This is a genomic window from Pseudoduganella aquatica (genome assembly GCF_009857595.1).
Classification (GTDB): Bacteria; Pseudomonadota; Gammaproteobacteria; order Burkholderiales; family Burkholderiaceae_D; genus Rugamonas; species Rugamonas aquatica_A.
Genome location: NZ_WWCU01000155.1, coordinates 1 through 262, shown reverse-complemented (window position 1 = coordinate 262; position 262 = coordinate 1). Strand labels below are relative to the sequence as shown.

The following is a 262-nucleotide window of genomic DNA, read 5'->3' as shown; positions in this document are numbered from 1 at the left end:
CACCGGCAGTCTCATTAGAGTGCCCTTTCGTAGCAACTAATGACAAGGGTTGCGCTCGTTGCGGGACTTAACCCAACATCTCACGACACGAGCTGACGACAGCCATGCAGCACCTGTGTGAAGGTTCTCTTTCGAGCACTCCCCAATCTCTCGGGGATTCCTTCCATGTCAAGGGTAGGTAAGGTTTTTCGCGTTGCATCGAATTAATCCACATCATCCACCGCTTGTGCGGGTCCCCGTCAATTCCTTTGAGTTTTAATCT

1 rRNA gene is annotated in these 262 nt (G+C 51.1%); it reads right to left on the bottom strand.

Features of this window, described 5'->3' with window-relative positions:
- Positions 1-262, bottom strand: a 16S ribosomal RNA gene (locus GTP77_RS30025); the annotation flags it as partial.